This is a genomic window from Streptomyces sp. PR69 (assembly GCF_026420845.1).
GTDB lineage: Bacteria > Actinomycetota > Actinomycetes > Streptomycetales > Streptomycetaceae > Streptomyces.
The window spans coordinates 43,687-51,077 of sequence record NZ_JAOWCB010000036.1 but is presented as its reverse complement, the minus strand read 5'-3'; the positions used below and the strand labels follow the sequence as shown (position 1 = coordinate 51,077).

Sequence of the window (7,391 nt, the reverse complement as noted above, 5' to 3'; positions counted from 1 at the left end):
CCGCCACCAGGGCGCTGCCCAGCGCCTGCGGCAGCCCGTACGCGCCCGCGGCGACGAGCGGCGCGGTCAGGGCAGCGGAGACCGGGATCAGCCCGGAGAAGAGCGTGGCGCGCTCGGCGCCGATGTGCTGCATGGCCCGGTACCAGCAGACAAAGCCGACCACGGTCACCACCGCCGCCTGCCACAGCAGCGCCAGCGCCTCGGCGGCGGTGGGCACGGGCAGCATGCCGCTGCCGTGCACGGCCAGTCCGATGAGCGCCGACTCCGCCGCCGCGATTCCGCACACCGCCGCCGACAGCAGGCGGGGGCCCAGGGGACGCACCAAGGGCACCGCGAGCAGGGCGAACCCGACCTCGCCGAGGAGCGCGCAGAGCGACCAGGCGATCCCGGCCGCGTCCGTGCGCCCCCACCCCTGGACCGTGAACGCCCCGGCCGCCACCAGCAGCGCGCCCAGCAGCACCGGGCGCGCGCACCGCCGGCCGTCGAGCAGCGGGGCCAGCACGGCGACGGCCACGGGCGCGCAGCCGACGAACACTCCCGGAACGGCAGGCTCCGCGGTGCGCTCCGCCGCCAGCACCGACAGGTTGAAGCCCACCATGCCGACCGCCGCGAGCAGCGCAAGCCGCCCCCACTGACGGGCCGTCAGCCTGCGCAGGGGCGCGCCGCCGCCGCGTCCCAGCAGCGGCAGGAGCAGGACGAAGGCCAGTCCGTAGCGCAGCGCCTGGCCGCCGGCGTACGGGTAGCCGCCGAGGACGCTGTTGGCGGTGAAGGACGCGCCCACGAGGAGGCAGGCGAAGGCGGCGAGCAGCGCCCCGCGCAGGGAGTGGGTGTTCATGCGGCCGACGCTAGGCGCGGCGGGCGGACCGGTTTAAGGTCCACTTCCATGGTGGTTTCGGGGACCAATTCGGGGACCGGTGCGGGGGACGATTCGGTGGCCGGTTCGGCGGGCGGTTCGGCGGGCGGTTCGGGTGCGGATGCCGGGGCGGGCCCCGGAGGCGGCCTGGTGTGGGCGGCGGCCTGGGAGCTGCTGCTGCCCGCGGCCTCCGCCCCGCCGCGCGGCCGCGGCCGTGCTCTGCAGTCGGCGCTGCGCGAGGCGGTGCGGTCCGGGCGGCTGGCCGCGGGCACCCGGCTGCCGTCGAGCCGGGAGCTCGCCGCGGACCTGGGCGTCTCCAGGGGGCTGGTGACCGAGGCGTACGAACAGCTCACCGCGGAGGGCTATCTGCGCAGCGGGCGCGGAGCGGGCACCTGGGTCGGCGACGCGGTGCGCGCGGGAGCGGCGCCGGCACGCGATCTCGCGCCCCGCGCTCCCGGCGCGACGGCCGACTTCCGGCCCGGCACTCCGGATCTGTCCCTGTTCCCGCGCACCGCGTGGGCGGCGGCGCACAAGGCGGCGCTGACGCGCCTTGAGCGCCATGCCCTCGGCTACCCGGATCCGCGCGGCCTGCCGGAGCTGCGCACCGCGCTGGCCGCCCTGCTGGCCCGGCGGCGCGGCGTGGTCGCGGACCCCGAGTCACTGGTGATCTGCTCGGGCGTGGCCCAGGCGCTCAGCCTGCTGGGCTTCGCACTGCGCGAGCGCGGGCACCGTGCGGTCGGGGTGGAGGACCCGGGCAGTCCGGAGCACGGCGGGCTGTTCGCGGCCGCCGGGCTGCGTGCCGAGGGGCTGCCGCTCGACGGCTGCGGCCTGACGCCCGGCCCGCTCCGCGACAGCGGCGTACGGGCCGTGGTGATCACCCCGGCCCATCAGTTCCCCACCGGCGTCGCCTGCTCCCCCGGCCGCCGCGCCGCGCTGCTGGACTGGGCGCGCGCCGTGGACGGGCTGATCGTGGAGGACGACTACGACGGCGACTTCCGCTATGACCGGGCCCCGGTCGGCGCACTCCAGGGCCTCGACCCGGAGCGGGTCGCGTACACCGGCTCGGTCAGCAAGTCGCTCGCTCCGGGGCTGCGGCTCGGCTGGCTGCTGGTGCCGCGACGCCTCGCCGGGGCCGTGGTGCGCCGCAAACGCACCATGGACCTCGGCCATCCGGTGCTCGACCAGGCGGTGCTGGCGGACTTCGTCGTGCGCGGCGCGTACGACCGCCACCTGCGCCGCTGTCAGCGCGCCTACCGGGAGCGCCGGGACACGCTGACGGCGGCGCTCGCCGAGCACTTCCCGGGCACGGAGGTCAGCGGCATCGCGGCCGGGCTGCACATCATCGCCCGGCTGCCCGAGGGGTACGGCCCCGAGCCGCGGTTCCTTGAGCGGGCGGCCGCGGCCGGGATCGCCGTACGGCCGCTTGCCGACTTCCGCACCCCCGCGCGGGAGCCCGCGGAGCGGACGCCGGACGCCGCGGTGCGGCTGGTGCTGGGGTACGCCCATCTGACGCCCGCGGAGATCGTGCGCGGCGTGCGGCTGCTGGCGGACGCGGCAACGGGCTGACACGGTGTGACGAGGGCCTCCGGGGGCGGTTGTTCACATCGGGTTCATGACGCCGCCGCGAAGGGGCGCTAAGCAGCTCGGGTGAAGTCCATCGCCTGGAGGCGCACCGATGTCATCGACTGAGCGTCGCAGTCCGTCCCCCGACCGCCGCTCCCTGCTGCGCGGCACGGTCGCCGCCTCTGCGGCGCTCGCCCTGCCCGTGTCAGCCGCCGCTCCCGCCCTCGCGCTGTCCGGCCGTCCACGGGCGGCCTGGGGCGTCCAGACGGGCGATGTGACCTGCTCGTCGGCGCTGGTGTGGGTGCGCGCCGACCGGCCCGCGCGCATGGCGGTGGAAGTCTCGGCGACGGAGTCGTTCCGCCGCTCCCGCCGCTGCCACGGTCCGCTGCTCGGCCCCGGCACGGACTTCACCGGCACGGTGCCGCTGCGCGGTCTGCCCGCCGGCGAGCAGATCCACTACCGGGTCACCCTTGCCGACCCGCACGATCCGCGCCGTACCGGCGAACCGGTGTACGGCACGTTCCGCACCGCGCCCGCACACCGCCGGGCCGGGGTGCGGTTCCTGTGGTCCGGGGACATCGCGGGCCAGGGCTGGGGCATCAACCCGGACATCGGGGGCTTCCGCGCCTTTGCGGAGATGCGCGGGCTGGACCCGGACTTCTTCCTGTGCAGCGGCGACACCGTGTACGCCGACGGGGTGATCGAACCGTCGGTGACGCTTCCTGACGGCCGCGTCTGGCGGAACGTCACCACCGAGGAGAAGTCGCGGGTGGCGCAGACGCTCGCCGACTTCCGGGGAAACTTCCGCTACAACCTGCTCGACGCCAACGTACGGCGGTTCAACGCACAGGTGCCCACGGTGGTGCAGTGGGACGACCACGAGGTGCGCAACAACTGGTATCCGGGGCAGATCCTGGACGACCCCCGCTACACGGAGAAGAACGTCAACGTGCTCGCAGGACGCTCCCTGCGCGCGTTCTCCGAGTACTTCCCGGTCTCCACGCTCCCGGTCCGCGGACGGCGGAAGGGGCGGATGCACCGGGTGGTGCGCTACGGCCCGCTGCTGGATGTGTTCGTGCTGGACATGCGGTCGTACCGGAACGCCAACTCGCCCGGACGCCAGACGTCGGACCGCGACGGCATCCTGGGGGCCGAGCAGCTCGCCTGGCTCAAGCGGGAGCTGTCGCGCTCCCGCGCCGTGTGGAAGGCGATCGCCGCGGACATGCCGCTGGGTCTGGTGGTGCCGGACGGGCCGGCGGACATCGAAGCGGTCGCGCAGGGCGATCCGGGGGCTCCACTGGGCCGTGAGCTGCAGATCGCGGAGCTGCTGCGGTTCATCAGGCGCCGCCGGATCACGGGCACGTTCTGGCTGACCGCCGATGTGCACTACACGGCGGCCCAGCACTACGCTCCCGAGCGGGCGGCGTTCAAGGACTTCGCGCCGTTCTGGGAGTTCGTCTCCGGTCCGCTGGCGGCCGGCGGTTTCCCGGCGAACGCGCTGGACGGGACGTTCGGCCCGGAGCGGGTGTTCGTCCACGCCCCCACGCGGGCGAACGTGTCGCCGATGGAGGCTCCGCAGCACTTCGGCGAGGTGGCCGTGGACGGCGGGAGCGGCGAGCTGACGGTGCGGCTGCGGGCGGAGGGCGGCACAGTGCTGTTCAGTACGACGCTGCAGCCGGGACGAGTGGGGCAGTAGCAATCGTTAAAAATCAGTCAAGAGTCACCCAGATACCCGCTTAACCCATCAGTCACAAGGCGTTCGTGATCACGCAACACCGCTCGGTCACGCTGAAGGCATGACAGATGTGACTTCTGCGAAGAGTGCCCGCCGTCCGCACCACTGGCGGCGGGATCTCGTCGAGCTGGCCGCCCTGTTCACCGCCGTCGCCGTCGCCGACGCCGTGGCCAATCTGATCGGCCACGGTCCCGACGGCCCTGAGCTGCTGCTCGGATCAGCCGGGGTCCTCGTGGCCACGGCCGCGTTCCACACCTGGTGGGCGCGCCGCCACAGCCATGCGCCTCCGGCGGACGAAGCCGCCGGCGCCGATGCCGCTGACGTCGGCGGGGGCCGCGGCGCGGCCGCTGCGCCGGCGGGGCAGGGCGGGCAGCCCGCCCGGGAGACCACGCTGTGGCGGATGCGCACGACCGTACGGGACGCCCCCGGCAGCCTGGCCGCGCTGTGCACGGCGCTGGCCCGGCACGACGTCGACATCCTCACCCTGCAGACGCATCCGCTCGCCGAGGGCACGGTGGACGAGTTCCTGCTGCGTGCCCCCGCCGCCCTGCCCGCGCATAAGCTGACCAGGGAGATCGCCGCGGCGGGCGGCGCAGGCACCTGGATCGAGCGCGCCGACGCCCACGATCTCGTGGACACCCCCACCCGCGTCCTGGGCCTGGCCACCCGCACCGCCCTGGACGCGGCCGAACTCCCGCTCGCTCTGCGTCAGCTGCTGGGCCGCTGCACCATCCACTCCCGCCCGGCGCTCACCCTCACCGGCCGCCCCACCGGCCAGACGCCGCCCGTGGAAGGCATGCTGGAGGACAAGGACACCGTCATGCGGCTGCGCGACCCGAACGGCGGGTCGATCACCGTCGAGCGCCCCTATCTGCCCTTCACCCCCACGGAGTTCGCCCGCGCGCGTGCCCTGGTGGAGCTGGACACCCGGCTCGGACCGCGCGTCCCGCGCAGCCAGGACGTCCTCACGCTCCCCGAGGGCAATGAGATCACCGTGCGCCGGGCGGACCAGAGCGATCTGCCGGCCGCCCGCGCCATGCACGACCGCTGCTCCGAGCAGACCCTGGCCAAGCGGTACCACGGCCCCGTGGGCGACGCCGACCGCTATCTCAGCCATCTGCTCAGCCCCCGCTTCGGCCGCACCCTGGCCGTCGAGACGGCGTCCGGCAGGCTCGTGGCCCTCGGCCATCTGCTGTGGGACGGGGACGAGACGGAGGTCGCCCTGCTGGTCGAGGACGAGTGGCAGCGCCGCGGCATCGGCTCCGAGCTGCTCCGCCGGCTGACGGCCCTGGCGATCGAGGCGGGCTGCGAGAGCGTCTACGCGGTCACCCGGTCCTCCAACACCGGCATGGCAGCGGCGATGCGCGGCCTCGGTCTCCCCCTAGACTACCAGATCGAGGAGGGCACGCTGGTCATCACGGCACGGCTGGACATGACGCCGGCGGTCTCCCCGTCACCGCCGGTTGTCGCCTGAGATCGAATGATGGTGACGCGGGGCCCGTCCTCGTATGAGGATGTGCGCATGCCAGTCACTTCCAGCAACGCGTTGCCCCGACAGGTCGCCGACGCCTATGTCGACGCCCGTATCGAACTCGACCCCGCCATCGGCACATATCTGGGACACCAGCAGAGCTCGAGTCGGCTGCCCGACTACTCCCCCGCAGGCCAGGAGGCACTTGCCGACCTCGCCCGGGACACCCTCGGCAGACTCGACGAGGCGGAGAAGCAGCCGGAGGCGAACAACGACGCGGAGCGGCGCTGCGGACGGCTGCTCCGGGAGCGGCTGACGGCCGAACTGGCCGTGCACGAGGCGGAGGAGGGCCTGCGGGCGGTGAGCAATATCCACTCGCCCGCCCACACCGTCCGCGAGGTGTTCACCGTGACGCCTGCCGAGACCGAGGAGGACTGGGCGGCGGTGGCGCGGCGGCTGCGGGCGGTGCCGCAGACGCTCGACGGCTACCGGGCGTCGCTGGCACTCGGCCTCGACCGCGGACTGCCGGGAGGCCCGCGCGCCGCCGGCACGTTCATCGGCCAGCTCGGCCAATGGCTCGGCGAGGGCGGCAGCGGCGGACGCCGCAGCTGGTTCGAGGAGTTCGCCGCGGGCGGTCCAGAACGGCTGCGCACCGAGCTGGACGAGGCGGCCCGGACCGCGAGCGCCGCGCTGGACGAGCTGCGCGGCTGGATGCGCGAGGTGTACGCCCCCGCCGTGTCCGGCGCGGCCGACACGGTGGGCCGGGAGCGGTACGCCCGTTGGTCGCGGTACTTCAACGGCACGGACCTCGATCTCGACGAGGCGTATGCGTACGGCTGGTCGGAATACCACCGGCTGCTGGGCGAGATGCGGAAAGAGGCGGACAGGATCCTGCCGGGCGCGGGCCCCTGGGAGGCGCTGGCGCACCTCGACGAGCACGGCGAGCACATCGAGGGTGTCGAGGAGGTGCGGGTCTGGCTGCAGAATCTGATGGACGAGGCGATCGACGCGCTCGACGGCACGCATTTCGAACTCGCCGAGCGGGTGCGGAGGGTGGAGTCCCGGATCGCCCCTCCGGGCGGCGCGGCCGCTCCGTACTACACCCCGCCGTCGGAGGACTTCAGCCGCCCCGGGCAGACCTGGCTGCCGACGATGGGGGCGACGCGCTTCCCGGTGTACGACCTGGTGTCCACGTGGTACCACGAGGGCGTGCCCGGACATCATCTGCAGATGGCGCAGTGGGTGCATGTCGCGGACCGGCTCTCCCGCTATCAGGCGACGATCGGGCAGGTGAGCGCCAATGCGGAGGGCTGGGCGCTCTATGCCGAGCGGTTGATGGACGAGCTGGGGTTCCTGCCCGACCCGGAGCGGCGGCTCGGCTATCTCGACGCCCAGATGATGCGCGCCTGCCGGGTGATCGTGGACATCGGCATGCATCTGGAGCTGAAGATCCCGGCCGACTCGCCCTTCCGGCCGGGTGAGCGCTGGACGCCGCAGCTGGCGCAGACGTTCTTCGGGATGCACAGCAGCAGGCCCGCGGACTTCGTGGAGAGCGAGCTGACCCGGTATCTGTCGATGCCCGCTCAGGCGATCGGCTACAAGCTGGGCGAGCGGGCATGGCTGCTGGGCCGGGAGAACGCCCGCAGGGCGCACGGCGCGGCGTTTGACGCGAAGGCGTGGCATATGGCGGCGCTGTCACAGGGGTCGCTGGGTCTGGACGACCTGGTGGACGAGTTGTCGAAGCTCTGACGGGACGGGCGGTGCTCACT

The 7,391-nt window shown here is 73.7% G+C and carries 5 protein-coding genes; 4 read left to right on the top strand and 1 reads right to left on the bottom strand.

The genetic code is table 11. The features are described 5' to 3' along the window. Window positions 1–835, bottom strand: an 835-nt coding sequence (locus OF819_RS25230; protein ID WP_267245929.1) for a DMT family transporter, incomplete at its 3' end; no start/stop codon positions are given. Window positions 836–883: 48 nt separating this feature from the next. Here OF819_RS25230 and OF819_RS25225 point away from each other — a divergent pair. The 4 genes from OF819_RS25225 to OF819_RS25210 all read left to right on the top strand — a co-directional run bounded on the left by OF819_RS25225 (window position 884) and on the right by OF819_RS25210 (window position 7,371). Then, window positions 884–2,419 carry a PLP-dependent aminotransferase family protein gene (locus OF819_RS25225; RefSeq protein ID WP_267245928.1) on the top strand — a complete coding sequence of 512 codons (1,536 nt, stop codon included), beginning with the start codon at window positions 884–886 and terminating at the stop codon, window positions 2,417–2,419. Between the two features lie 109 nt (window positions 2,420–2,528). Then, window positions 2,529–4,112, top strand: a complete 1,584-nt coding sequence (locus tag OF819_RS25220; RefSeq protein WP_267245927.1) for an alkaline phosphatase D family protein — start codon at window positions 2,529–2,531, stop codon at window positions 4,110–4,112. Between the two features lie 100 nt (window positions 4,113–4,212). Beyond that, window positions 4,213–5,625 (top strand): GNAT family N-acetyltransferase, encoded by a 1,413-nt coding sequence (locus OF819_RS25215; RefSeq protein WP_267245926.1) that lies wholly within the window; start codon window positions 4,213–4,215, stop codon window positions 5,623–5,625. Between the two features lie 48 nt (window positions 5,626–5,673). Further along, window positions 5,674–7,371 carry a DUF885 domain-containing protein gene (locus tag OF819_RS25210; protein WP_267245925.1) on the top strand — a complete coding sequence of 566 codons (1,698 nt, stop codon included), beginning with the start codon at window positions 5,674–5,676 and terminating at the stop codon, window positions 7,369–7,371. The last annotated feature ends 20 nt before the right edge of the window (window positions 7,372–7,391 follow it).